Origin of the sequence: Neorhizobium puerariae (assembly GCF_042429745.1) — a bacterium.
Taxonomy (GTDB): Bacteria; Pseudomonadota; Alphaproteobacteria; order Rhizobiales; family Rhizobiaceae; genus Neorhizobium; species Neorhizobium puerariae.
In genome coordinates this window covers 1-674 of record NZ_JBHMAA010000075.1, presented here as the reverse complement: position 1 = coordinate 674, position 674 = coordinate 1, and the positions used below count along the sequence as shown (strand labels likewise).

General features: G+C 66.2%; 1 protein-coding gene. It reads right to left on the bottom strand.

Annotated elements, in window-relative coordinates; all coding sequences use genetic code 11:
- A partial coding sequence (locus tag ACFFP0_RS31020; RefSeq protein ID WP_377266090.1) for an aldehyde dehydrogenase family protein occupies positions 1-674 on the bottom strand: 674 nt, incomplete at both ends.

The following is a 674-nucleotide window of genomic DNA, read 5'->3' as shown; positions in this document are numbered from 1 at the left end:
AGGTAGAAGCCGGGGGTGCCGCGCTTCACGAGTTCGCCGCCGAAGGCAAGCCGGGCGCCTTCCTGCCTGCCGATCTCGATGTAGTCGGTGTCCTGCTTCAACTGCTTGTCGTCGACGACCGGGCCGATATGGGTGCCGGCCTTCAACGCGTTGTCGACGTTGAGCGTCTTCAGCTTCTCGGTCAGCGCCGCGACGAACTTGTCGTGGATGCCTTCCGTGACGATCAGGCGCGAGGATGCCGTGCAGCGCTGGCCGGTGGAGAAGAAGCCGGAATTGGCGGCCGCTTCGACGGCGACGGAAAGGTCCGCGTCGTCGAGGACGACCATCGGGTTCTTGCCGCCCATTTCGAGCTGGAACTTGCGGTTATGCTCGATGGAGGCGAGCGCCACCCGCTTGCCTGTGCCGGTGGAGCCGGTAAACGTGATGCCGGCGAGATCGGGGCTGTCGAGCATCGCCTGGCCAACGACCGAGCCGCGGCCCATCACGAGGTTGAGGACGCCCTTCGGCAGACCGGCGCGATGGAGGATGTCGACGATCGCGTGAGCCGAGCCCGGGACGAGGTCGGCGGGCTTGAAGACGACGGTGTTGCCATAGGCGAGCGCCGGGGCGATCTTCCAGGCGGGAATGGCGATCGGGAAGTTCCAGGGCGTGATGATGCCGATCACGCCGAGCGG